The following is a 22,664-nucleotide window of genomic DNA, read 5'->3' as shown; positions in this document are numbered from 1 at the left end:
ACCCATGTCCATAGTCACCGGCCGAGCCAGATCCCGGCAGGCGGCCGCCGCTCTCTCGGGAGTACTTGCCCTGCTGCTCGCGGTGCCCTCGGGCGCCGCGTTCGCCGTCCCCGCCGACGCCGCCCTGACGTCGCCGGGCGGGGGAGCCGGCGGCGACTTCGCCACCTCCTTCGAGGACGACGACGCCGCTCCGCTGGAGTCCACGCCGGCGCAGCGCGACGGCGCGCCGTGGCAGGACAACGTCGGCGAGTTCGTCGTGGGGCTGCCCGGCAGCGTGCTGGACCGCGTCTCCGCCGTCGCGGCGAGCGCGGAGAACCTGCCGAACGAGGGCGCGGCCAACCTGGCGGACGCGTCGTCGGCCACCAAGTGGCTGACGTTCGCACGCACGGGGTGGGCCACCTACGAGATGACCGAGCCGACCGTGGTCACGGCCTACGCGCTGACCTCCGCGAACGACTTCGCCGACCGCGACCCGCGCAACTGGACGCTGCAGGGTTCGACCGACGGCGAGACCTGGGAGACGATCGACCAGCGCAGCGGCGAGGCCTTCGAGGACCGGTTCCAGCAGCGGGTCTTCGAGCTGGACGCGCCGACCGCCGCGTACACCTGGTTCCGCCTGGACGTGACGCAGAACGCGGGCGCGGGCATCGTGCAGCTCGCCGACTGGGACCTGTCCGCCGACCTCTCCGAGCAGCCCGCGGACCGGCCGATGACCACCGCCGTCGGCTCCGGGCCCACCACGGTGGACTTCACGAACAAGAAGGGCGTCGGCTTCACCGGCACCCGCTCGCTGCGGTACGACGGCGGCCACCAGGCCGACGGCCCGGCGCACGCGACCAACGTGCTGTACGACGACGTCGACGTCCGCGTGGGCCGTGACACCCGGCTGAGCTGGAAGATCTTCCCGGAGCTGCTGGGCGACCTGCAGTACCCGTCCACCTCCGCGAGCGTGGACCTGAGGTTCACCGACGGCACCTACCTGTCCGACCTGGGCGCGCGCGACGCGCACGGGACGGCCGCGACGGCCGCCGGGCAGGGCGCGGGCAAGATCCTGTACGCCGACCAGTGGAACTCCGTGCGGGTCGACCTCGGGTCGGTCGCGCGCGGGAAGACGGTCGACCAGGTGCTGCTGGGCTACGACAACGACGGCGGCACGGCCGCGACGAAGTTCGCCGGCTGGCTGGACGACGTCGCGATCGAGGCGAGGCCCGAGCGCATCGATGGGGACAGCCTGACCCACTACGTCGACACGCGCCGCGGCACCCTGTCCAGCGGGTCGTTCTCGCGCGGCAACAACGTGCCGGCCACGGCCGTGCCGAACGGCTTCAACTTCTGGACGCCGCTGACCAACGCCTCCTCGCAGAGCTGGTTGTACGAGTACCAGGCCGCCAACGACGAGCAGAACCGCCCCGTGCTGCAGGGCATCGGCATCTCGCACGAGCCCAGCCCCTGGATGGGCGACCGCAACCAGCTCGCCTTCCAGCCCGCCACCGGCGCGGGCGTGCCCGACGGCAGCCTGGACGCGCGCGGCCTGGCGTTCGACCACGCCGACGAGACCGCCCGCCCTGACTACTACGGCGTGACGTTCGCCGACGGGATCAAGGCCGAGGTGACGCCCACCGACCACGCGGCGGTGCTGCGGTACACGTTCCCCGCCGACGCCGACGCCGATGCCGGGGCCGACGCCGACGCCGATGCCGGGGCCGACGCCGGCCACGTGCTCGTCGACCGCGTCGCCGGCTCCTCGAAGCTGTCGTTCGACGCCGCCACGGGCGAGCTGACCGGCTGGGTCGAGAACGGCAGCGGCCTGTCGGTCGGCCGCACCCGCATGTACGTGGCGGGCACGTTCGACCGCGCGCCGTCGGCGGTGGGCGAGGCCGCGGGCGACCGCGCCGGCGCCCGGTACGCGACGTTCGACACGAGCGTCGACCGCACGGTCGAGCTGCGCGTGGCGACGTCGTTCATCGGGCTGGAGCAGGCGCGTGCCAACCTCGCCCTGGAGGTCACGGGCCGGTCCTTCGAGAAGGTCCGGCGGGCGGCCGAGCGGGAGTGGAACGACCGGCTCGGCGTGATCGAGACGGAGGGCGGCAGCGAGGACGAGCTCGTCACGTTGTACTCCAACCTGTACCGCCTCAACCTGTACCCGAACTCGCAGTTCGAGAACACCGGCACCGCCAAGCGGCCCGTGTACCAGTACGCGAGCCCCGTCACCGCGCCGTCCGGTGAGGCGACCGACACCACGACGAACGCGAAGCTCGTCGACGGCAAGATCTACGTGAACAACGGGTTCTGGGACACCTACCGCACGGCCTGGCCCGCGTACTCGTTCCTGTACCCGGACGTCGCCGCGGAGCTGGTCGACGGGTTCACGCAGCAGTACCGCGACGGCGGCTGGATCGCCCGCTGGTCCTCGCCGGGCTACGCCGACCTGATGACGGGCACGTCGTCCGACGTCGCGTTCGCCGACGCCTACCTCAAGGGCTCCCTGCCCACCGACAAGGCGCTCGACGCCTACGACGCCGCGCTGAGGAACGGCACCGTGGCGCCGCCGAACAACGCGGTGGGTCGCAAGGGCCTGGAGACCTCGCCGTTCCTCGGCTTCACGCCGGAGAGCACCCACGAGTCCGTCTCCTGGGGCCTGGAGGGGCTGATCAACGACTTCGGCATCGGCAACATGGCCGCGGCGCTCGCGGAGGACCGGCGCACGCCGCGGGAGCGGCGCGCGACGCTGCGGGAGGAGTCGGCCTACTTCCTGGAGCGCGCCACGCACTACGGCGAGCTCTTCGACCCGGCGATCGACTTCTTCCAGCCCCGGCACGCCGACGGGTCGTTCCTCAACGCGCCCGAGGACTACGACCCGCGCACGTGGGGCGGCGGCTACACCGAGACCAGCGGCTGGAACTTCTCGTTCCACGCGCCGCAGGACCCGCGCGGTCTCGGCAACCTCTACGGCGGGCAGGACGGCCTGGAGGACAAGCTCGACACCTTCTTCGCCACCCCCGAGGACGCCACGCACACCGGCGGCTACGGCGGCGTCATCCACGAGATGCGCGAGGCGCGGGACATCCGGCTCGGCCAGTGGGGCATGAGCAACCAGGTCTCGCACCACATCCCGTGGCTGTACGACGCCGCGGGCGCGCCGCACAAGACCCAGGAGATCGTCCGGGAGGTCACGCGTCGCCTGTTCGTGGGCAGCGAGATCGGCCAGGGCTACCCGGGCGACGAGGACAACGGCGAGATGTCGTCGTGGTGGATCTTCGCCGCGCTCGGCTTCTACCCGCTGCAGGTCGGCTCCGACCAGTACGCGATCGGCTCGCCGCTGTTCGACAAGGCGACCGTGCACCTGCCGGACGGCGACCTCGTGATCAACGCGCGGCACAACTCCGTGGAGAACGTCTACGTGCAGTCGCTGCGCGTGGACGGACGGTCGCGCACGTCGACGTCGCTGTCCCAGGCGGACCTGTCGGGCGGCGCCCGGCTGGACTTCGTGATGGGGCCGGAGCCGTCGTCGTGGGGCACCGGGGCGGACGACGCGCCGCCGTCGCTCACCGAGGGCGACGAGCCGCCGACGCCGGACCGGGACGCGACCGGGACGGGCACGGTGACGGTCTCCGAGGGCGGGGACGGCGGCGGGGACGCCGGCGGCTCCGCCGCCGACGCCGACGCGCTCGTGGACGACACGTCGGCCACGCACACCACCTTCGCCACGGCGACCCCGACGATCACCTGGGACGGGTCTGGCACGACGGCCACGGTCGGCACGTACACGCTGACCTCGGGCGTCGCGGGCACGGCGGCGCCGTCGGCCTGGCGGCTGGAGGGGTCGGACGACGGCGAGAGCTGGACCGTGCTCGACGAGCGGGACGGCGAGGCGTTCCGCTGGGCGCTGCAGACCCGGACGTTCCAGGTCGACGACCCGGCGGAGTACGGGCACCTGCGGATCGTGGTCGAGGAGTCGTCCGGCGGTGCGGGCGGCGGCGACGCGGCGGGCGACCTGTCGCTGGCCGAGGTGCAGCTCCTGGCCGACCAGGGCGCCGGCGCCGACGAGCTGCCGCTCCAGGCCGCCGCGACACCGGACGCCGAGGCGCGGGCCGAGACCCGCGCCGCCGACCAGGCGGGGGACACGGCGGGCGGCGTCACGGTGTGGGCCGCTCCGGCCTGCGTCGACGGTGACTCGACGCTGCGGGTCGTGGTGGACGACGCCGAGGGCGCGACCGTCCGGGTCACGTCCGACTTCGGGAGCGAGACCCTGAAGGGTGGCGGCGAGCTGACGTTCGAGCGGGGCTCGGCGCAGGTCGGCACCGGCGCGGTGACCGCCGTCGTGACGGCGACCGTCGACGGCGAGAAGGCGACCGAGACGGTGACCGTGCCGTACCAGGCGGCCGCCTGCGGCTGACCTGGACACTGCGGGGTTCTGTTGTGAGATCGGTCGGATGCGATGAGAGCGGTCAGTTGAGTGACCGGTCTCATCGCATCCGACCGATCTCAGAACGGACCTGACGGGGCGACCCGGCTCAGTGTGGGTCGTGGCGTCCGCACAAGGGATGGTTCCGCATAAGGGATGGATAGGTACTTTCCACACAGGGCCGTCCCACCCGTTCTGGTGGTGGGGCGGCATCAATACGCTCCCAGGCACACGAGGTTCCCCAGGCCTGATGAGGAGCACACCACCATGTCACGATCCCTGAGAACGTCACGTTCCCTGATAGCGCTGTCAGCAACGGTGCTGATGGTCGGCACGGCGCTGACCGGCGCGAGCACGGCGGGCGCGACCCCGGCACCGCAGGACGCCCGAACCACGGTGAACGGGCAGAGCACGGCGGACGCCCGGGGCGCCGACGCCCCCGACAACCTGCCCGAGGGCCAGGTCGGCGCGATGGAGCGCGACCTCGGCCTGACGCGGGCCGAGATCCCCGGCCGCCTGGCCCGCGACGCCGACGCCGCGATCGTCGAGGCGCACCTGACCGCGACGCTCGGCGACCGGTACGCGGGTACCTGGCTGCCTGACGGCGCCGACGCGCCGCGCGTCGCCGTGACCAGCGCGGCGGCGGCAGAGGTGGCCGAGCGCGCGGGCGCCGACGCCGTCGTCGTCGAACACAGCCTGGAGGAGCTGACGGGCTGGAAGGAGGCCCTCGACGACGTGGGCGCCCCCGCCTCGGTGCACGCCTGGTACGCGGACCCGACCACCAACGAGGTGGTGGTCGAGGCGGCCGATGTCGCGGCCGCCCAGGCGATGATCGCCGCCTCCGACGTGCCGGCCGGCGTCGTCCGGGTGGAGAAGTCGAAGGTCGCGCCGCAGACGGCGCGGGACATCCGTGGCGGCGACGAGTTCCACAAGCCGCTCGGCAACGGGTACGTGACGCTGTGCTCGATCGGCTTCGCGGTCTCCGGCGGCTTCGTCACGGCCGGGCACTGCGGCTCGACCGGCGACCCGGTCAACGCCCCCGACGGCGCCGCACTCGGCACCTACCGCGGCTCCACGTTCCCCGGCCACGACTGGGCCTGGGTCGGCACCAACAGCAGCTGGACGCCCACCCCGGCGGTGAACAACTACGCGGGCGGCACGACGGCGGTCGCGGGCTCCGCGGAGCAGGGCATCGGCGCGGCCGTGTGCCGGTCGGGCCGCACCACGGGCTGGCGCTGCGGCGTCATCCAGGAGAAGAACGTGACCATCAACTACGGTTCCGGCGACATCCCCGGCATGGCGACCGGCTCGGCGTGCGCCGAGGGCGGCGACTCGGGCGGCTCGGTGCTCTCGGGCAACCAGGCGCAGGGTGTCACCTCGGGCCGCATCGGCGACTGCTCGACGAACGGCCGGTTCATCTACCAGCCGGTCAACCCGATCCTGAGCGCGTACGGGCTGCAGCTCACCACCACGGGCGGCGGCAGCGGGGGCCGGCCGCTCGTCGGGCTGGCCGGCAAGTGCATCGACGTGCCGAACTCGGAGTTCACCGACGGCAAGCGGCTGCAGCTGTGGACCTGCAACGGCACGGGTGCGCAGAACTGGACGTTCCAGGCCGACGGGACGCTGCGGGCCGGCGGCCTTTGCATGGACGTGGCCGGGGCCAACACCGGCGACGGCACGCCCGTGCAGCTCGCCAACTGCAGCGGCAACCCGGCCCAGCAGTTCACGCTGAGCGGGGCGGGGGACCTGGTCTCGATCCTCGCGAACAAGTGCGTGGACGTGCCGAACAGCAACAGCGCGAACGGCACGCAGCTCCAGATCTGGACCTGCAACGGCACCGCGGCCCAGAAGTGGCGCGTGGGCTGACCCCCAAGAACCCGTTGAGTGCTGGGTATTTGCGCTTCAGATGCAGCTGACGCAACACATACCCAGCACTCAACGATCGGGGGTCAGAGGGTGGCGCGGACCGTCCTTGCCGCCGTCACCAGGTTGGCGAGGGACTCCTTGGTCTCCGCGTAGGCGCGGGTCTTCAGGCCGCAGTCCGGGTTGACCCAGACCAGCCGCGGGTCGATCGACTTCGCGGCGAGCTCGACCAGGTCGGTCACCTCCTGCACCGACGGCACGCGCGGGCTGTGGATGTCGTAGACGCCCGGCCCGATCCCGCGGCCGTACCCGGCGTCGGCCAGCTCGGGCACGATCTCCATGCGGGAGCGCGCCGCCTCCACCGACGTCACGTCGGCGTCCAGGCCGTCGATCGCGCCGATGACCTGCCCGAACTCCGAGTAGCACAGGTGCGTGTGCACCTGCGTGGCGGTGTCGGCCCCGGCGGTCGAGAGCCGGAACGAGCGCACCGACCAGTCGAGGTAGCCCGGGTGCGCCGAGCGGCGCAGGGGCAGCAGCTCGCGCAGCGCCGGCTCGTCCACCTGCACGACGCCGATGCCCGCCGCCTCCAGGTCCGTCACCTCGTCGCGCAGCGCCAGGGCGACCTGGTCGGCGGTGTCGCCCAACGGCTGGTCGTCGCGCACGAACGACCAGGCCAGGATGGTGACCGGGCCCGTGAGCATGCCCTTGACCGGCCGTGACGTCAGGGACGCCGCGTACGCCGTCCACTCGACCGTCAGCGGCGCGGGCCGGGACACGTCGCCCCACAGGATCGGCGGCCGCACGCACCGGGAGCCGTACGACTGCACCCAGCCGTTGACCGTCGTCGCGAAGCCGTCGAGCTGCTCCGCGAAGTACTGCACCATGTCGTTGCGCTCGGGCTCGCCGTGCACCAGCACGTCCAGGCCCAGCTCCTCCTGGAGCGCGACCGTGCTCGCGATCTCGGCGCGCATCGCCGCCGTGTAGTCGGCGTCGGACAGCTCGCCCCGTACCCACGCGGCGCGCGTGCTGCGGATCTCGGCCGTCTGCGGGAACGACCCGATGGTCGTGGTCGGCAGCGGCGGCAGGTTCAGCCGCGCCTGCTGCGCGGCCGCCCGCTCCGCGTACGGCGCGCGCTCGACGTCTGCCGCGGTCAGTGCGGCGGTGCGCTCGCGCACCGTGGGGACGACGACGCCGGGCGCGGCGGCGCGGGAGCGCACCGCCGCCGTCGACTCCGCGAGCCGGTCCGCGACCGCGGTGCGGCCGTCGGTCAGCGCGGTGGCCAGCGTGACGACCTCGGCGACCTTCTGGTCGGCGAACGCGAGCCACGACGTCAGGTCCGCGTCGAGGCGGGGCTCGTCGGCGACGTCGTGCGGCACGTGCAGCAGCGACGTCGAGGTGCCGACGGCCAGGGCACCGGCGCCGACGCCCGTGCCCGGGGCCGCGAGGCCCTCCACGACGGTCAGACGGGCGTCGAGGTCGGCACGCCAGATGTTGTGGCCGTCGATCGCGCCGGCGACCAGGGTCTTGTTCTCCAGGCCGGGGACCGGGCCGGTCGGCACGGCGCCGCGCACCAGGTCGATCGCGATCGCCTCGACATCGGTGCCGGCCAGCAGGGCGAGCCCGTCGCCGGCCTCGCTGCGCAGGTCGCCGTACGGGGCCGTGACGAGGATCGCGGGGCGCTCGGCGGTGACCCCGTCGACCCCGTCGGCCCCGGAGCCGGCGGGGGAGAGCTCGGTCGCGAGGCGGGTGTAGGCCCGGCGGACGGCGTCGGCCACCTCGTCGAACGGGACGTCCAGCAGGTCGGTGACCAGGGCGGGCTCGTCGAGCTGCACCCACGGCGCGCCCGCGGCGGCCAGCGCGCGCAGCAGGTCGGCGTACGCGGCGACGACGTCGTCGAGCCGGTCGAGCGGGCGGAAGCCGTCCGGGGTGTCGCCTGCGGCTGAGGAGTGAGCTTGCGAGCCCCGCAGAGCCGCGGCAGAGGGCCCAGCAGCCTTGCTCAGCAGCAGGAAGGTCACCGGCCCCACGAACGCGGGGCGGGTCACGACGGCCTGGCCGCCGTCGGCCGGGTGCGCCAGCTCGGTGAACTCGCGCACCGCGCGGTCGTCGACGAACCCGATCGGGGTGTCCGGCCCGATCTCCGGGACCAGGTAGTGGTAGTTCGTGTCGAACCACTTGGTCATCTCGAGCGGCGCGTTGTCGCCCTCGCCGCGCGCCACCGTGAAGTAGGCGGACAGCGGCAGGCGGCCCTCGTCCGTGGTGAGCCCCGCGAAGCGGTCGGGTACGGCGCCCAGCAGCGCGACGGCGTCGAGCACCTGGTCGTAGTACGAGAACGAGCCGGGGACGGCAGCGTTGCCGGCGTCCAGGCCCAGGTCGACGAGGCGGCGCGCGGTGGTCTGCCGCAGGTCGCGGGCGGTCGCCTCCAGCTCGTCGGCGGTGGTGCGGCCGGCCCAGAAGGACTCGACGGCGCGCTTGAGCTCGCGCCTCCGGCCGATGCGCGGGTAGCCCAGGATCGTGGCGGTGGGAAGGTGCGGGTTCGTGACTGCCATGCGTATCAGCTCCATCGGACCTGGCGTTAGCACCTTGCCCCGAGATTGGCGCCTCGGAGGTAGGTTGCTGCGGTGTCGTGGAGCCAGGACTCTCGACCGCTCTGGATGATGAGACTTGATCGTAGGCATGCCCGGGATGTGGTCGGCAAACCGTCCACGCCTCGGACAAATCGGAGCCATAAGTTTGGTGATGGCTCTGACCGCCAGGTTCGGCATCCGGTGATGGATTCTGACGTCATGACAAAGATTCTGATGGTCGTCTCCGCCGCGAGCAGCCTGCGCCTGGCCGACGGCACCGAGCACCCCACCGGCTACTGGGCCGAGGAGGTCGCCGCCTCCCACCGCGTGCTCACCGCGGCCGGCGCGCAGGTCGACGTCGCGACCCCGGGGGGCGTGGCGCCCACGGTCGACGCGGTCAGCCTGGACGAGCGCGGCGGGGTGCCCGCCGCCGACGCGGCGGAGTTCCGCGCCTACCTCGACGGCATCGCCGACCAGCTCGCCCACCCGCTCACGCTGGCCGACGTCGACGCCGCCGGTTACGACGCGATCTACCTCCCGGGCGGCCACGCCCCGATGGCGGACCTCGCGCACGACGCCGACCTCGGCCGCCTGCTGCTCACCGCGAACGACCGCGACACGACCGTGGGCGCGCTGTGCCACGGCGTCGCCGCGCTGCTCAGCGCCCAGGGGCCGGACGGCGTCTTCGCCTACGCGGGCCGGGCGCTCACCTCGTTCACGGACGAGGAGGAGCGCCAGGGCGGCCTCGGCGACGCCGCGCCCTACCTCGTCGAGTCGCGGCTGCGCGAGCGCGGCGCCGTCGTCCAGGTCGGCGCGCCCTGGAGCAGCACCGTGGTCCAGGACGGCAACCTGATCACCGGGCAGAACCCGCAGTCCAGCGCGGCCGCCGCCGAGGCGGTGCTGAAGGCGCTCGCGGCACGCTGAGCCGGGCTAGCCTGTGGCTCGGACAGGGGACGACGACGGAGGGTGGTGCCGGTGCCGGGTCTCGACCTCCTCGCCACCTTCCTGGAGGTCTACCGCACCGGGTCGCTGTCGGCGGCGGCCGAGCGGCTGGGCGTGAGCCAGCCCGCCGTCACCGGGCAGCTCGCCCGCCTGGAGGAACAGCTCAGCACCCGCCTGTTCGTGCGGTCCCGCCGCGGCGCGGAGCCCACGGAGCGCGCCGTGGCGCTGGCCGCCGAGGTGGGGCTCCACGTGGACGGGCTCCGGTCGGCCCTCGGCCCCCGCGACGTCGAGCCGGCGGTGCGCGGGCTCGTCCGGATCGGCGGGGCCGCCGAGCTGATGACGGTCCGTGTGCTGCCGGCGCTCGCGCGGCTCGTCGCGCAGGGGCTCCAGCTCCGCACCACGCTCGGGCTCGGCGACGAGCTGTTGGCGGCGCTGGCGGCCGGACACCTCGACCTGGTCGTGTCCTCGGTGCGCCCGCGGCAGGACGTCGTGGTGGCGACGCCGCTGGTCGACGAGGAGTTCCTGCTCGTCGGGCCGCCGGCGCTGGCCCACACGGTCGACCCGGTGCGCCTGGCGGCCGACCCCGTGGCCGCCCTGGCGCACCTGCCGCTGGTCGCGTACGCGGAGGACCTGCCGATCGTGCGCCGGTACTGGCGCAGCGAGTTCGGCCGGCGCCCGCCGAACACGACGGCCCTGGTGGTGCCCGACCTGCGCGCCGTGCTCGCCGCCGTCGCGGCCGGCGCGGGCGTGTCCGTGCTGCCGCGGTACCTGGTCGCGTCGGCGCTGGACGCCGGGCAGGTGGTCGAGCTCCACCACCCCGAGGCGCCGCCGCTGAACACGCTGTACCTCGCGGGGCGCCGCGGCGTGCCGCACGGGCCGGCGGTCGCCGCCGTCCGGGCGCGGGTGACCGAGGCCGCCGCGGAGTGGGGGAGCCTCTAGCCGGTCATGTCGTCGGGCCGGTTACGCCCCGACGCACTCGTCGCTCTCCACGGGACCCGAGAGGCCCACGAGCGGCGGGTACGCCGAGACCCGGAGCTCCCAGCCGGCCGGGTCGGTGGCCGTCACGTACGCGTCGCCGCCGTTGTCCGCGTGGGTCACGTCCGACAGCGGGTCGAAGCCGTGCTCCCGCAGCACCGGGTCGAGCCCGGCGGCGAGGTCGGCGAGACCGTCGCTGGGCTCGTACAGGTCGCCCTCGCCCAGGCTCTCGGCGAGGAAGAGCACGCACTCGCCGTCGGGCTGCCCGGTGACGAACGGGAAGCGGTCCTTGGCGGTCCACGCCACCCCCGGGACGGACTCCTGGAGCGCGCCGAGGACGTCGTCCAGCGCCGCCGTGTACTGCTCCGTCGCGGCCTCCCGGGCGGGGGCCGGCTCCACGGGCCCGGCGGGGGCGTCGTCCGGGCCCGCGGAGCAGGACGTCAGCACGGCGGGGAGCAGCACGGCAGCGAGCAGCGCGGTAGGGACCAGCACCGCGAAACGTGCCAGTAGGGGGAACAGGGGCCGCATCCGTCTCCTCGCTCGTGCTCGACGCCGTCGTGCCGGGGACGCTACCAGGCACGACGGCGTCGCGGTCAGAATGTCGCCGCGGTCTTTCCGGCCACGCGACGGCTCCCGGCGGTCTCCGGGGAAAACGTCACACGCCCGAGGAGGTAACGCTCAGGTAGCACTGCTACCTGAGCGTTACCTCCTCGGGCGCGTGACATCTTCCTGGAGACGTGCGGGGTGTGGCCGGGCTGTCGCCCCGAGCACGAGGGCCACGGCTGTCAGCGCCGCGCTCGCCGCCAGGGGCCCGGCGGGCCCGAGCACCGTGACGGCGAACCCGCCGAGCACCGGACCGGCGAGCGCCCCGAGGTTGAGGGCGACCGTCGAGAACGCGCCGCCCAGGGTCGGCGCGCCGTGGGCCGCCGCCATGCTCCGGGCGATCAGCGTGCCGCCGACGGCGAACGACAGCGCCCCCTGCACCGGGGCGAGCACCCACACCGCCGCGGGGCTCGGGGCGAGCGCGGCCCACAGGGCCCATCCCGTGAGCAGGGCGGGACCGGCGACCGCGAGCAGGCGCCCGCCGTGCGCGTCGGCCAGCCGGCCCGCGGCCGAGACCCCGACGAAGGCGCCGAGGCCGAACAGGGCCAGCACCGCCGGCACGAGCGCGGACCCGAGGCCCGCACCGTCGGTGATCACGACCGCCAGGTAGGTGAACGCGCAGAACGTCGCGCCGTTGACCAGCACCCCGAGCACGAGATGGCGCAGCAGGCGCGGGGAGCGCAGCGCGGCGAGCTCGGTGCGCAGGTCCAGCCGGGCGCGCGGCGCCCCGGCGTCGAGCCGCACCGGCGTCAGGCGGGCCACGGCGACGAGGCCGGCGGCCGCGACCCCGGCGATCGCCCACAGGGCGGAGCGCCAGCCCCAGATCTCGCCCAGGAGCGCGCCGGCGGGGACGCCGGCGACCAGGGCGAGCGTCGTGCCGCCGAGGATCGTGGCCAGCGCCCGGGCCCGCCGCCCGGCGGGGACGACGTGCTGGACGGTCGACAGCGCGACCGCGAGGAACCCGGCGTTCGCGACCGCGGCGAGGAACCGGGTGCCGAGCAGCACGGCGAAGCTGTCGGTCAGCGCCCCGGCGACGTGCGCGGCGACAATGACGAGCAGGCAGGCGGACAGGGTCCAGCGGGGCGGCAGACGGCGTCCGACGGCGGCCGTGAGCGGCGCGCCCACGACCATCCCGACGGCGAAGGCCGAGGTCAGGTAGCCGGCCTGGGCGACCGAGACGCCGAGGCCGGCGGAGATGCCGGGCACGAGCCCGGCGAGGACGAATTCCGACGTGCCTTGCGCGAAGACCGCGACCGCGAGCACGTAGAGCAGGACAGGCATGAAGAACTCCGAAGGGTGGAGGGAGACGGGTAGGCCGGGACGGCACTACGGGCCCTTCGGATGCGGTTCTTCTCTACAGGGGCATCTCGGGCTACCGGAGTACCGGCAGCCCTGACCTGGATGCTTCGGGAGACCTCATGCGGTGAAGCTAGCACGCGGCAGCACCGGCACGGCCACCGGCAGCGCACGGCGCCACGCGGCCCCGGCGGAGGCGGCGGGGTGGAGCGCGCCCGGGAAACTGTCGCGGCGGGCCGGTCCGGGCCTGGTCACGGCCGGACGCTCTCGTACGTCGGCGCCTCGCTCGGCTCGGCGCACCCCGACCAGCTCAGCTCGCTGCGCACCTGGATCTGCTTGCCGCCCTCGGACTCGGCCCAGATCTCGGCGGAGGCCGGCAGCCAGGTCACGGTGTCGAGGAGCAGCTCGACGCGGGTCACGTCGCCGCCGTGCACCTGGCTGTCCGACGGGGTGATCCGGATCCGCGCGACCGTCCGCCCGGCGCGCTCTTCCACGGCGAGGTTCTCCACGGCGAGGTCCTGGTCGAGCCGCTGGTTCGTACCGTCGTAGCCGGGCACGTCGAGCACCACGCGGGCCGTCGCCGCCTGCAGCACCGGCAGTGGTTGCTGGTCCAGCAGGGGCTTGGGCACGGCCACGTCCGGCTCGTCGACGCGGTAGAAGCGCATGATCGAGTCGTCCCCGAGCGTCGAGCGGAGCTTCACGCCGCAGCCCGCGCCGGTCATCGCCTTGCCCGCCAGGGTGACGACCTTGCCCGGCGTCAGCCAGGTCGTGGGCGACGGCGACGGCGACACACCAGGGTGCGGGGCGCCGGCCGCCGGCGTGCTCGGGCCCGGGGCCGAGCCCGGGAGGGCGTCCGGCCCGGGCGCGCCCGCCAGGCTCAGCGCGAGGACGGCGGCCGCCGCGGCCGCCGCCGCCGTCCACGCGAGGACCGGCCCGCGGCGGCGCGACGACGCGCGCCGGACCGCGGCCGGGACCCGCCCGGGTCGGGTGTCGGGGTCGCGGAGCAGCACCTCCACGGTGCCGGCGCCGGCCCAGTCGCCGGCCCAGTCGTCGGCCCGGTGATCGGCCCAGTCGTCGCGGGTCGGCGCTTCGGCCCGCGCGCGCGACTCGGCGTACGCGCGTGCCAGGTCGAGCTCGGGATCGGCCGCGCGCAGCGCACGGCGGGCGCGGGTCAGCTCGTCGTCGTCCACGTCAGGCTCCTTCCTCGGTCGGCCGTTCGTCGGTCAGTCGTTCGTACGCCGCGCGCAGCCGGCGTCGGGCACGGTGCACCCGGGTGGCCGCGACCGCCGTCGTGCAGCCCAGGACCTGGGCGACCTCCGCCGTGCTCAGCTCCGCGGCCGCGAGCAGCGCGATGACCTCCCGGTCGGCGGGGCGCAGCAGGTCCATCGCGCGGCGGAGCTCGTCGAGCTCACCGACCAGCCGGACGTCGTCGGCGCCCGCCGGGGCCGGATGCGTGCGCACCCGCTCGACCAGGGCCGTGCGCCGCTGCCGGGCGCGCGCCTGGTTGGCCATCACCCGGCGGGCGACGGCCAGGAGCCACGCCCGCGGGTTGTCGGGCAGCTCGCCCTTGCGCCACACGATCGCGAAGACCTCGGCCACGACGTCCTCCGCCTCGGCCGCCGGGAGCCGCGCGCGGGCATACCGGTGGACGGCGCGCGCGTGCGTCGCGAAGAGCTCCTCCGTGCGCGCGGGCGTGAGCGGTCCCGCCGCGACGCGGTCCGGCTCGGTGTTGGTGGTCAGGGTGGGCTCCGGGTCTCTCCGTGCGTTCGGGGTGCAGGACCTTGGGGTGCGGGTCCTCGGGGGTGGATGCTTCCGAGACAGTGTGTCCGGCAGGAGACCGCCCATGACACGACCCTGGTGTTGCCCACGTCACAGCGCGCCGCTGACATCGGGGGCCGCGGCCCGCACACGACTCCGGTGTGCCTACCTTTTCGAACCGTTTGTCCGTGGCCCGCGCCGGGGGCGTCCCCGCGGTGCTGCTCGCCGCCGCACTGTTCCTCGCCGCGCTGCTCGCCGCACCGATGCTCCTCGCCGGCTGCGCGGACGGATCCGGTGCCCGGCCGGCCAGGCCGTCGGACGGTGCGGGGCTGACCGGCTCCGGACAGCAGGGCGGCGGGCACGGCGCGGGGGAGCCGGGGACCGGCGGGGCGGGCGCCGACGGGGGAGCCGCAGCCGACGGCGGGGCGGGCGCCGCGAGCGCCGTCGGGCAACAGAGCGCGCCCGCTGATGCCGGGCCGGGCGACGACCCGGGCCTCGACCTGACCGCCCGGTCGACCACGGACCCGGCGAGCCCCTGGGTGGTGGTCAACAAGCACACGCCGCTCGACCCGGTCGGTTACGAGCCCGATCTCACCACGGTGCGCGGTTATCTCGTGCGGCCCGACGTCGCGCCGGACCTCTCGGCGCTCCTCGCGGCGGCCGACGCCGACGGTGTCCGGCTGACGTTGCGCAGCGCCTACCGCGGGTACCCGAAGCAGGCCGCGGTGTACGCGGGCTGGGTGGCGCAGCTCGGGGCGGAGCAGGCGGACGCCGTCTCGGCGCGCCCGGGGCACAGCGAGCACCAGACGGGCCTGGCGGTGGACGTGGGCGGCACGAGCGAGCCGGGGTGCGACTTCGAGCCGTGCTTCGGGCGGACCGCCGAGGGGAGGTGGGTCGCGGAGCACGCCGCGACGTACGGGTTCCTGGTGCGGTACACGCCCGAGAACAGCGCGGTGACGGGGTACGCCCCCGAGGCCTGGCACCTGCGCTGGGTGGGCCGCGACCTGGCGGCGTACCTGGCGGACACCGGTGTCACGACGCTGGAGGAGGTCTTCGACGTGCCCGGCGGGGGCTACACCGACTGACGGGCCGCCCGGCCCACGGACGCACCGGGCCGACGGGCTTGACCTTGCCGCAGCGGCAACCCTGCACGCTGCGGTCATGACCACACCACACAGTGCGGCCGTGGCCGCACCCCGCACCGCGATCGAGGTCGCCGGCCTGCACACGTCCTACGGTGACCACCACGTGCTCGACGGCGTGGACCTCACCGTCCCCGCCGGCTCCGTGTACGCCCTGCTGGGGCCGAACGGCGCGGGCAAGACCACGATGGTGAACATCCTGTCCACGTTGCTCGCGGCGGACGCCGGGGAGGTGCGCGTCGCGGGCCACGACGTGCGCCGCGAGCCGGGCCGGGTGCGGGCGGCGATCGGCGTGACCGGGCAGTTCTCGGCGATCGACATGTTCCTGACCGGCCGCGAGAACCTGCGCCTCATGGCCGACCTGGCCCATCTCGACCGGGCGACCGCCGTCCGGGACGTCGCGGCGCTGCTCGACCGGTTCGACCTGGCCGACGCTGCCGACCGTCGCGCCCTGACGTGGTCCGGCGGCATGCGGCGTCGTCTCGACCTGGCGATGACGCTCATCACCCGGCCGCGCCTGATCTTCCTGGACGAGCCGACGACGGGGTTGGACCCGCGCAGCCGCCGCGCCGTCTGGCAGGTGGTCCGCGAGCAGGTCGCCGACGGCGTCACCGTGCTGCTGACCACCCAGTACCTCGAGGAGGCCGACGCGCTGGCCGACCGGGTCGGCGTGCTCGACGCCGGCACACTGGTGGCCGAGGGGACGCCGGGCGAGCTCAAGGCGCAGGTGCCCGGCGGCGCCACCAGCCTCGACGACGTGTTCCTGGCGCTCACGGGGCACGCCGCGGAGGTGACCGCACGATGAGCACCACCTACGCCGTCCGCGACTCGATGACCATGCTGCGCCGCAACCTGCGGCACCTCAGCCGCTACCCCTCGCTGGCGGTCATGCTGATCGCCATCCCCGTCGTGTTCCTGCTGCTGTTCGTGTACGTGTTCGGTGGCACGCTGGGCGCCGGCCTCCCGGTCGACGGCGGCGGCAGCCGCGCCGACTACCTGAACTACCTGGTCCCCGGCATCTGGGTGATGACCGTGTCCAGCGTCGCGAACGGGACCGCCGTCTCCGTCGCGATCGACCGCACCGGCGGGATGTTCGACCGGTTCCGGACCATGGACATCGCGCGCGTCTCGGTGCTGACCGGGCACGTGCTCGGCGCGGTGGTCCGGACGGTGCTCGCCCTGACGGTGATGGTCGGGTTCGCGGTGCTGCTCGGGTTCCGGTCGGACGCCGGGGTCGCGGGCTGGCTCGGCGCCGCCGGGCTGGTGCTGCTCCTGGCGTTCTCGTTCACGTGGCTGACCGTCGCCATGGGGCTGGCCGCGGGGAGCGTCGAGACGGCGAGCAACACGCCGCTGGTGCTGATGGTGCTGCCGGTCGTGAGCAGCGGGTTCGTGCCCACCGAGCAGATGCCCGCCGGGCTGCGGCAGTTCGCCGAGCACCAGCCGTTCACGCCGGTCATCGAGACGCTGCGGGCCCTGACGTCGGGCGCGCCCGTCGGGTCGGTCGGCTGGTTCGCGGTCGGCTGGTGCGTGCTGATCGCCGGGGTGGGCTTCGCCTGGTCCCGCCACGCCTTCGGCAGGGTCGCGACCGCAGCCCGCTGACGGATGACAGAGGGGAGGATGGCGTCATGCTGACGATCGGGCAGGTGGCGTCCTACGCAGGGGTGACGGCGCGCACCGTGCGGCACTACCACGCCGTCGGGCTGCTGCCGGAGCCGGAACGCGACCACTCCGGGTACCGCCGGTACGGCGCGCAGGACGTGGTGGACCTCCTCCGGATCCGGACCCTGGCCGACGCCGGCGTGCCGCTGGCCCGGGTCCAGGAGCTCCTGCGTGCCGGGGAGGAGGAGTTCGCGGCCGCCGTCGCCGAGATCGACGCGCGGCTGCGGTCGGAGATCGAGGAGCGCGAACGGCACCGCGAGCGCATCGCGCGGCTCGCCGCGGGGGACAGCCTGGCCCTGCCGACGGAGGGTGCGGCCTACCTCGACCGGTGGCGCGAGCTGGGCGTGCCCGAGCGGGTCGTCGAGATCGAGCGGGACAGCTGGATCCTGTCGCTGGCCGTGTACTCGCGCGAGCAGATCGCCGTGGCGATGGCGAACAAGGGCCGGCTCCTGGAGGACGCCGAGTTCGTCGGCGTGCTGCGATCGATCGGCGAGGGGATCGACTGGGACCCGGACGACCCGCGGCTGCCCGGCCTGGCCGACCAGGTGGCCGCCGTCCTGGACCGGCACGCCGAGTGGACCGGGGACGGCGTGCACGGGGTGGAGCGGGGGCTCGTCGAGCAGTTCGACTCGCTCGCTCTCGACTCCATCCCCGCGGGCCGTCGGCTGGAGGAGCTGCTGGAGGAGCGCGGCTGGTCGGGCTGGACCCGCCAGCAGCGCGTGCCGCGCAAGGCCCGGTGACCGGTCGCCGGCCGCGGTCGGGTGTCGGCGTCGGCTCAGCGGGTGCTGCCCGGCTGCGTCGTCGCGGTGTTGCCACCAGGGCTGCTGACCAGGGCGGTTGCTGCCGGGCCGCTGCCGTCCCTCGGTCGCCACGACGGAGTTGACCACAGCAGTTGCTGCCGGGCCGCTGCCGTCCCTCGGTCGCCACGACGGAGTTGACCACAGCAGTTGCTGCCAGGCTGCTGTCCTCGTGGTGTTGAGCACAGCAGGTGCTGCCACGAGGGGGCCGTTCCTGGCAGTAACTGCTGTGGTCAACATCGGGCGGTCGGGCGGTCGGGCGGTCGAGCAGGGCGGGCGGGACCAGCCGGCGGGCAGGGCCGGCGAGTGGGGCCGGCGAGTGGGGCGAAGTCGGCGAGTGTGCCGGGCCGGCGGCGTCAGACGGGGAGCCAGACGATCGCCGCCAGCGCTGCGAGGTAGAAGGCCTGCTCGGCGAGGCGGCGTCCGACCGGGGTGGCCGGCCTGCCGCCGAACAGGACACCGCGGCGCGCCGCGGAGATGTTCGCCGGCGTCATGGCCAGGGTGAGCAGGCCCAGGCAGAGCGCGGCCGCGGACGCCGTCGCGGGCACCAGGAGGCCGATCGCCCCCGCCAGCTCCAGCAAGCCCGTGCCTGCGACAAGCAGGTGGGGGCGCGGAAGGCCGGGCGGCACCATGCGCACGAGGTCCTGGCGGACGTGCGGGATGAGCCGGCCGGACGACGCCAGCAGGTAGACGGCGGCGACGCCGACCCGGGCGGCGTCGTGCCAGGAGTCGAGGGCCGGTACCGCGAGCAGGCCGAGCAGGCGCGCGAGCGCCGTGACCGTGATCAGCAGCACGGGAAGAGGGATCGGCATGACCGTTCCAATCTTGACGATGACAAGTTCGATCACCTCACCACCGGCGGTGCTATCTTGTCAATGGCAAGATCGCTGGCGTGGGCCGAGAACGCCGAGAACACTGCACGCACCGAGAGCACCGTGAGCGCGGCGGGCACGGGGGTCCGCGGGCACGAACCATTGCGAGAGACGGAGCTCCATGAGCTATCACCACGGGGACCTGCGCAGGACGATGACCGCCGCCGCCGCGACCGCCGTCGCCGAGCACGGGCCCGCCGGCCTGAGCCTGCGCGAGCTGGCCCGGCTCGCGGGGGTGTCGCACGCGGCGCCGGCGCACCACTTCGGCGACAAGGCCGGCGTGCTCACGGCCGTCGCGACCGAGGGTTTCACGCTGCTGTCCGCGGCCCTGGCGAACGCCGGGGACGACCTGCTCGCCGCCGGCGTCGCCTATGTGCGGTTCGCGGTGGACCACCCGGGGCACTTCGCCGTCATGTTCGACCGCAGCCTGCTGCACGGCGACGACGCCGACCTGCTCGCCGCCGAGGAGTCGGCCGCCGAGGCGCTCGCGGGCCTCGCGCCCGACGCCGACGGGGCGCGCGCGGCCTGGTCCGTCGCCCACGGCTTCGCGAGCCTCTGGCTGTCGGGAGCCATCGAGGGGCCGGACGTCGTGGCGGCCGCCGAACCGGTGCTGCGCCGCCTGGTCCCGGACACGTGCGAGGCGCCGGACGCCTGAGAGGTCCCGGACACCTGAAGATGCCGGTCGCGCCGGGTGTCGCCGCAGACCATGCACCTGCTGTCAGCGGGCTCACCTGCCTGGCAGCAGGTGCATGGGTCTCCAGACGGCGGGACGCCGGACGGCAGTGGTTTCGACGCGGGAGCCGGGCACGCCGGGCAATGTCGCAGACCATGCACCTGCTGCCAGCAGAGCCGCTTGTGTGGCAGCAACTGCATGGGTGTCACCTGACGTCGGGGCGTAGGACGGCAGCGGTCCCCACGCCGGTACCGCGGGCGCGGGGTCACTGGGGACCATGCACCTGCTGCCAGCGGGGTCGCTTGTCTGGCAGCAGGTGCATGGTCTTGGGCGACGGGGGCAGGCCGCGGCATCTCCGGCTGCGTCTCCGACGGCGGCTGCTCAGTCGGCGGCCCCTCAGTCGGCGGAGGTTTCCGCCGCCGGCGGCGGTCAGCCGATGATGGCGGCGCCCGCCGGCCTGCTGCGGTCACGGCCCGGCGGGGTGCCGAACAGGCGGCGGTACTCCCGGTTGAACTGCGCCGCGCTCTCGTAGCCGACGTCGAACGCGACCCGCGTGACGCTCGTGTCCCGCGACGCGAGCAGCTGGCGCGCTGTGGCGAGCCGGAGCTGCTTCTGGAACTGGAGCGGGCTCGACCCGGTCACCGCGCGGAACGTGCGGTGGAACGCGGAGACGCTCAGGCCCGCGCGTCGGGCGAGGTCCTCGACGCGGAGCGGCGTGGCGGCGTTGTCCCGGATCCACTGGACCACGGCACTGACTCGCGTGAGCTTGCTGCCGGCCAGCCCGAGCTGCCGCACGGTGTCGCCCTGCGGTCCCGTGACCAGCAGCCAGAGGATCTCCCGCCGCACCATCGGCCCCAGCACGGCCAGGTCGCGGGGCCGGTCGAGCAGGCGGATCAGCCGTCCGACGGCGTCCAGCAGCTCGGCCGGCGCCCGGCTCGTCGCCAGGGCGGGGACGGCGGGGCCGCGCCCCGGGCCCGGTGCGCCGGCGGAGCCCGTCCCGAGGGTCGTTCCCGCCGACGGTGATTCGGCCGACGGAGTCCCCGTCGACGTGGCTCCACCCGGCACGTGCCCCGCCGCCGAAGCCTCCGCCGACAGCAGCAGCTCCGCGATCGCCGGGGCGGTCAGCGTCATCCCGAAGCCGAGCGCCGGCGCCTGCTCGCTCGCCTGCGTGAACCGGCCGATGACCGGCAGGTCGATGGACGTGATCAGGTACTCGCCCGGCCCGTACACGACGGTCTCGGCGCCCAGCCGCAGCTCCTTCGTGCCCTGCGTGATGAGCGCGAACGTGGTGCCCGTCGTGGCGGCCTCCGGGTCGCCAGGGCGGGTCTCGCGCGACAGGAACACCCCGGGCAGGGGCTCGGTCGTGCCCGCGGGTACGCGCCGGTCCATGAGCGCGCGCAGCTCGTCGAGGTCCATGTCGCCCACCTTCCTCCTCCGGCTCCGGTCAAACCCCGCGAGACACCCTCGCGAGCAGGATCAGGCAAGAACGTGCGAGGAACACTCTCACCGTACGCACCCCTCATCGCCTTGACTTGTCGAGGAGCGAGGGCACCACGATCCCGGCCCCAGTCTTCCCGCAGTGAAGCACTATCCGGCAAGAATCCGAACACCGAGAGAACGAGGCAGACATGTCGATCACCATCGTCGTCGGGGGCAGCTCCGGCATCGGGCAGGCCGCCGCGATCCGCGCCGCGGAGGGCGGCTCCGGCGTCGTCGTCACCTACAACGCGAACCGGGACGGCGCGCTGCGGACCGTCGAGCACATCGAGGCCGCCGGCGGCACCGCCGTCGCGCTCCCGCTCGACGTGGGCGACAGCGCCACGTTCCCGGCGTTCCGCGCCGCGGTGGAACGGGCGCTGGCCGAGACCTGGGGCGCGCGGACCGTCACCGGCCTGGTCAACAACGCGGGCTACGGCGGCGGCACGCTGTTCGCGGACACCACCGAGAAGCAGCTCGACGACTTCTACCGGGTCATCTTCAAGGGTCCCTACCTCGTGACCCAGACCCTGCTGCCGCTCATCGAGGACGGCGGAGCGATCGTGAACACGGCCAGCAGCTCCGCGGGCACCGCCGGGCTGTCCGAGGGGTACTCGGCCTACGGGTCGATGAAGGGCGCCGTCGTCGTCCTGACCCGCTACCTCGCCAAGGAGCTCGGCGCGCGCGGCATCCGCGTCAACTCCGTCTCCCCGGGTCCCACGCGCACCCCGTTCGCCGGCGGCGCGTTCGAGGAGTACCCGGAGATCACGGCGGAGCTCGTCGGCCGCACCGTGCTGGGTCGCCTCGGCGAGCCCGACGACGCCGGCTCCGCCATCGCGTTCCTCCTGTCCGACGGCGCGCGCTGGATCACGGCGCAGGACATCGAGGTGACCGGCGGCTTCAACCTCTAGGGTCGGACCATGCGGTTTCGTCCGATGCCCCCGGCGTCGGCCTGGACCCACACCGGGGTCCGGGCCGGCTTCGAGGTGCTGTTCGTCCGGCCGACGGCGGACGGGCTGGTGCTGCGCGGGCACACCACCGCCGTCGAGGGCGCCGAGGCGTGGTCGGTCGGGTACCGGATCGACGTCGACCACCGGTGGCGCACCCGCGAGGCCCGGGTCGAGGCGCTGACGGCCGCCGAGACCCTCCGCGTGACCCTCGAACGGGTCGACGAACCCGGTGGCGCGCGCTGGCTGGTCGACGGGGAGCCCGACGACCGGTTGGACGGCCACGTCGACGTGGACCTCGAGTCGTCCGCCGTGACGAACACGCTGCCGTCCACCGGCTGGACCTGCGACCGGGGCGGTCCTGTGCCGCGCCGGCCGTGTTCGTCCGGGCCGGCGACCTCTCCGTCGAGCCGATCGAGCAGGAGTACCGGCTCCGGGAGCACACCGCCGAGGTGCTCAGCCTCGACTACACCGCGAAGACCTTCGACGTCGCCTGCGTGCTCACCTGCGACCCCTCCCGGCTGGTGCTGGAGTACCCGGGCATCGCCGTGCGCGAGCGCTGACCGGACGGGTGCGCGCTTCACCCGGCCCGGCGTGTATCGTTTCGGCCGCCGTAGGCTTCTGACCTGGGACGACACCGATCTCGCCGCAGAAACGCGAGTTCCAAAATGTCCTAGTATGAGCGATGATAG

General features: G+C 74.1%; 17 protein-coding genes, 1 pseudogene and 1 riboswitch. Of the genes and pseudogenes, 11 read left to right on the top strand and 7 right to left on the bottom strand.

What is annotated here, in order from left to right; all coding sequences use genetic code 11:
* Nucleotides 1-4 precede the first annotated feature (4 nt).
* Both ACH45N_RS16190 and ACH45N_RS16185 read left to right on the top strand, forming a co-directional pair.
* Entirely contained in the window at nucleotides 5-4,396 is a 4,392-nt protein-coding gene (locus tag ACH45N_RS16190) for a GH92 family glycosyl hydrolase (RefSeq protein ID WP_397395612.1), read from the top strand.
* A 276-nt stretch (nucleotides 4,397-4,672) separates the two neighbouring features.
* A complete protein-coding gene (locus tag ACH45N_RS16185) occupies nucleotides 4,673-6,271 on the top strand; it encodes a ricin-type beta-trefoil lectin domain protein (RefSeq protein ID WP_397395610.1) in 1,599 nt (532 codons plus the stop codon).
* A gap of 83 nt (nucleotides 6,272-6,354) precedes the next feature.
* Here the strand turns inward: ACH45N_RS16185 and metE are convergent, their stop codons facing one another.
* Nucleotides 6,355-8,814, bottom strand: coding sequence for a 5-methyltetrahydropteroyltriglutamate--homocysteine S-methyltransferase (metE, locus tag ACH45N_RS16180; RefSeq protein WP_397395608.1), 2,460 nt, complete (start codon nucleotides 8,812-8,814; stop codon nucleotides 6,355-6,357).
* Between the two features lie 8 nt (nucleotides 8,815-8,822).
* Nucleotides 8,823-8,926, bottom strand: a riboswitch (SAM riboswitch).
* Nucleotides 8,927-9,051: 125 nt separating this feature from the next.
* Here metE and ACH45N_RS16175 point away from each other — a divergent pair.
* Both ACH45N_RS16175 and ACH45N_RS16170 read left to right on the top strand, forming a co-directional pair.
* Nucleotides 9,052-9,756, top strand: a complete 705-nt coding sequence (locus ACH45N_RS16175) for a type 1 glutamine amidotransferase domain-containing protein (RefSeq protein WP_397395606.1) — start codon at nucleotides 9,052-9,054, stop codon at nucleotides 9,754-9,756.
* 51 nt (nucleotides 9,757-9,807) lie between these two features.
* The gene (locus tag ACH45N_RS16170; protein ID WP_397395604.1) at nucleotides 9,808-10,713 is read left to right on the top strand and encodes a LysR family transcriptional regulator; all 906 of its coding nucleotides are present in this window, start codon (nucleotides 9,808-9,810) and stop codon (nucleotides 10,711-10,713) included.
* Between the two features lie 21 nt (nucleotides 10,714-10,734).
* On the opposite strand, the gene ACH45N_RS16165 is transcribed toward ACH45N_RS16170, so the two are convergent.
* The 4 genes from ACH45N_RS16165 to ACH45N_RS16150 all read right to left on the bottom strand — a co-directional run bounded on the left by ACH45N_RS16165 (nucleotide 10,735) and on the right by ACH45N_RS16150 (nucleotide 14,493).
* Nucleotides 10,735-11,241 carry a hypothetical protein gene (locus ACH45N_RS16165; RefSeq protein ID WP_397395602.1) on the bottom strand — a complete coding sequence of 169 codons (507 nt, stop codon included), beginning with the start codon at nucleotides 11,239-11,241 and terminating at the stop codon, nucleotides 10,735-10,737.
* 210 nt (nucleotides 11,242-11,451) lie between these two features.
* The gene (locus ACH45N_RS16160) at nucleotides 11,452-12,633 is read right to left on the bottom strand and encodes a Cmx/CmrA family chloramphenicol efflux MFS transporter (RefSeq protein ID WP_397395600.1); all 1,182 of its coding nucleotides are present in this window, start codon (nucleotides 12,631-12,633) and stop codon (nucleotides 11,452-11,454) included.
* Between the two features lie 266 nt (nucleotides 12,634-12,899).
* Nucleotides 12,900-13,838, bottom strand: coding sequence for a hypothetical protein (locus ACH45N_RS16155; protein ID WP_397395598.1), 939 nt, complete (start codon nucleotides 13,836-13,838; stop codon nucleotides 12,900-12,902).
* A 1-nt stretch (nucleotide 13,839) separates the two neighbouring features.
* On the bottom strand, nucleotides 13,840-14,493 hold the full coding sequence (locus tag ACH45N_RS16150; protein WP_397395596.1) for an RNA polymerase sigma factor: 654 nt from the start codon (nucleotides 14,491-14,493) through the stop codon (nucleotides 13,840-13,842).
* Nucleotides 14,494-14,594: 101 nt separating this feature from the next.
* Here ACH45N_RS16150 and ACH45N_RS16145 point away from each other — a divergent pair, with 101 nt between their 5' ends.
* The 4 genes from ACH45N_RS16145 to ACH45N_RS16130 all read left to right on the top strand — a co-directional run bounded on the left by ACH45N_RS16145 (nucleotide 14,595) and on the right by ACH45N_RS16130 (nucleotide 17,947).
* Nucleotides 14,595-15,491, top strand: a complete 897-nt coding sequence (locus ACH45N_RS16145; RefSeq protein ID WP_397395594.1) for a M15 family metallopeptidase — start codon at nucleotides 14,595-14,597, stop codon at nucleotides 15,489-15,491.
* A gap of 76 nt (nucleotides 15,492-15,567) precedes the next feature.
* Complete coding sequence (locus ACH45N_RS16140) at nucleotides 15,568-16,353, top strand: ABC transporter ATP-binding protein (RefSeq protein ID WP_397395592.1); 786 nt, start codon at nucleotides 15,568-15,570, stop codon at nucleotides 16,351-16,353.
* Nucleotides 16,350-17,147 (top strand): ABC transporter permease, encoded by a 798-nt coding sequence (locus tag ACH45N_RS16135; protein ID WP_397395590.1) that lies wholly within the window; start codon nucleotides 16,350-16,352, stop codon nucleotides 17,145-17,147. Before ACH45N_RS16140 ends, ACH45N_RS16135 begins: the two co-directional genes overlap by 4 nt.
* Nucleotides 17,148-17,173: 26 nt before the next feature.
* Nucleotides 17,174-17,947 carry a MerR family transcriptional regulator gene (locus ACH45N_RS16130; protein ID WP_397395588.1) on the top strand — a complete coding sequence of 258 codons (774 nt, stop codon included), beginning with the start codon at nucleotides 17,174-17,176 and terminating at the stop codon, nucleotides 17,945-17,947.
* A gap of 413 nt (nucleotides 17,948-18,360) precedes the next feature.
* On the opposite strand, the gene ACH45N_RS16125 is transcribed toward ACH45N_RS16130, so the two are convergent.
* Nucleotides 18,361-18,816 carry a DoxX family protein gene (locus ACH45N_RS16125; RefSeq protein ID WP_397395586.1) on the bottom strand — a complete coding sequence of 152 codons (456 nt, stop codon included), beginning with the start codon at nucleotides 18,814-18,816 and terminating at the stop codon, nucleotides 18,361-18,363.
* A gap of 181 nt (nucleotides 18,817-18,997) precedes the next feature.
* On the opposite strand from ACH45N_RS16125, the gene ACH45N_RS16120 reads away from it, so the two are divergent.
* Entirely contained in the window at nucleotides 18,998-19,531 is a 534-nt protein-coding gene (locus tag ACH45N_RS16120) for a TetR/AcrR family transcriptional regulator (protein ID WP_397395584.1), read from the top strand.
* Nucleotides 19,532-19,978: 447 nt separating this feature from the next.
* On the opposite strand, the gene ACH45N_RS16115 is transcribed toward ACH45N_RS16120, so the two are convergent.
* Nucleotides 19,979-20,965: an AraC family transcriptional regulator N-terminal domain-containing protein gene (locus tag ACH45N_RS16115; RefSeq protein WP_397395582.1), complete on the bottom strand. Its 987-nt coding sequence runs from the start codon at nucleotides 20,963-20,965 to the stop codon at nucleotides 19,979-19,981.
* A gap of 212 nt (nucleotides 20,966-21,177) precedes the next feature.
* Here ACH45N_RS16115 and ACH45N_RS16110 point away from each other — a divergent pair, with 212 nt between their 5' ends.
* Together ACH45N_RS16110 and ACH45N_RS16105 are read left to right on the top strand one after the other, a co-directional pair.
* Complete coding sequence (locus ACH45N_RS16110) at nucleotides 21,178-21,936, top strand: SDR family NAD(P)-dependent oxidoreductase (RefSeq protein ID WP_397395580.1); 759 nt, start codon at nucleotides 21,178-21,180, stop codon at nucleotides 21,934-21,936.
* A 9-nt stretch (nucleotides 21,937-21,945) separates the two neighbouring features.
* Nucleotides 21,946-22,535: pseudogene (locus ACH45N_RS16105) on the top strand (putative glycolipid-binding domain-containing protein).
* The last annotated feature ends 129 nt before the right edge of the window (nucleotides 22,536-22,664 follow it).

Source organism: Promicromonospora sp. NPDC019610 (assembly GCF_044389365.1).
In the GTDB taxonomy this organism is placed as follows: domain Bacteria; phylum Actinomycetota; class Actinomycetes; order Actinomycetales; family Cellulomonadaceae; genus Promicromonospora.
The sequence above is the reverse complement of the archived record's forward strand: the minus strand, read 5'-3'. Positions and strand labels throughout refer to the sequence as shown.

Excerpts from the sequence above, each read along its gene's own strand:
- ACH45N_RS16185 (WP_397395610.1), top strand. The coding sequence starts at position 4,673 with ATGTCACGATCCCTGAGAACGTCACGTTCCCTGATAGCGCTGTCAGCA.
- ACH45N_RS16190 (WP_397395612.1), top strand. The coding sequence starts at position 5 with ATGTCCATAGTCACCGGCCGAGCCAGATCCCGGCAGGCGGCCGCCGCT.
- ACH45N_RS16140 (WP_397395592.1), top strand. The coding sequence starts at position 15,568 with ATGACCACACCACACAGTGCGGCCGTGGCCGCACCCCGCACCGCGATC.
- ACH45N_RS16135 (WP_397395590.1), top strand. The coding sequence starts at position 16,350 with ATGAGCACCACCTACGCCGTCCGCGACTCGATGACCATGCTGCGCCGC.
- ACH45N_RS16110 (WP_397395580.1), top strand. The coding sequence starts at position 21,178 with ATGTCGATCACCATCGTCGTCGGGGGCAGCTCCGGCATCGGGCAGGCC.
- ACH45N_RS16160 (WP_397395600.1), bottom strand. The coding sequence starts at position 12,633 with ATGCCTGTCCTGCTCTACGTGCTCGCGGTCGCGGTCTTCGCGCAAGGC.
- ACH45N_RS16120 (WP_397395584.1), top strand. The coding sequence starts at position 18,998 with ATGAGCTATCACCACGGGGACCTGCGCAGGACGATGACCGCCGCCGCC.
- metE (WP_397395608.1), bottom strand. The coding sequence starts at position 8,814 with ATGGCAGTCACGAACCCGCACCTTCCCACCGCCACGATCCTGGGCTAC.
- ACH45N_RS16175 (WP_397395606.1), top strand. The coding sequence starts at position 9,052 with ATGACAAAGATTCTGATGGTCGTCTCCGCCGCGAGCAGCCTGCGCCTG.
- ACH45N_RS16150 (WP_397395596.1), bottom strand. The coding sequence starts at position 14,493 with ATGGGCGGTCTCCTGCCGGACACACTGTCTCGGAAGCATCCACCCCCG.
- ACH45N_RS16125 (WP_397395586.1), bottom strand. The coding sequence starts at position 18,816 with ATGCCGATCCCTCTTCCCGTGCTGCTGATCACGGTCACGGCGCTCGCG.
- ACH45N_RS16130 (WP_397395588.1), top strand. The coding sequence starts at position 17,174 with ATGCTGACGATCGGGCAGGTGGCGTCCTACGCAGGGGTGACGGCGCGC.
- ACH45N_RS16115 (WP_397395582.1), bottom strand. The coding sequence starts at position 20,965 with ATGGACCTCGACGAGCTGCGCGCGCTCATGGACCGGCGCGTACCCGCG.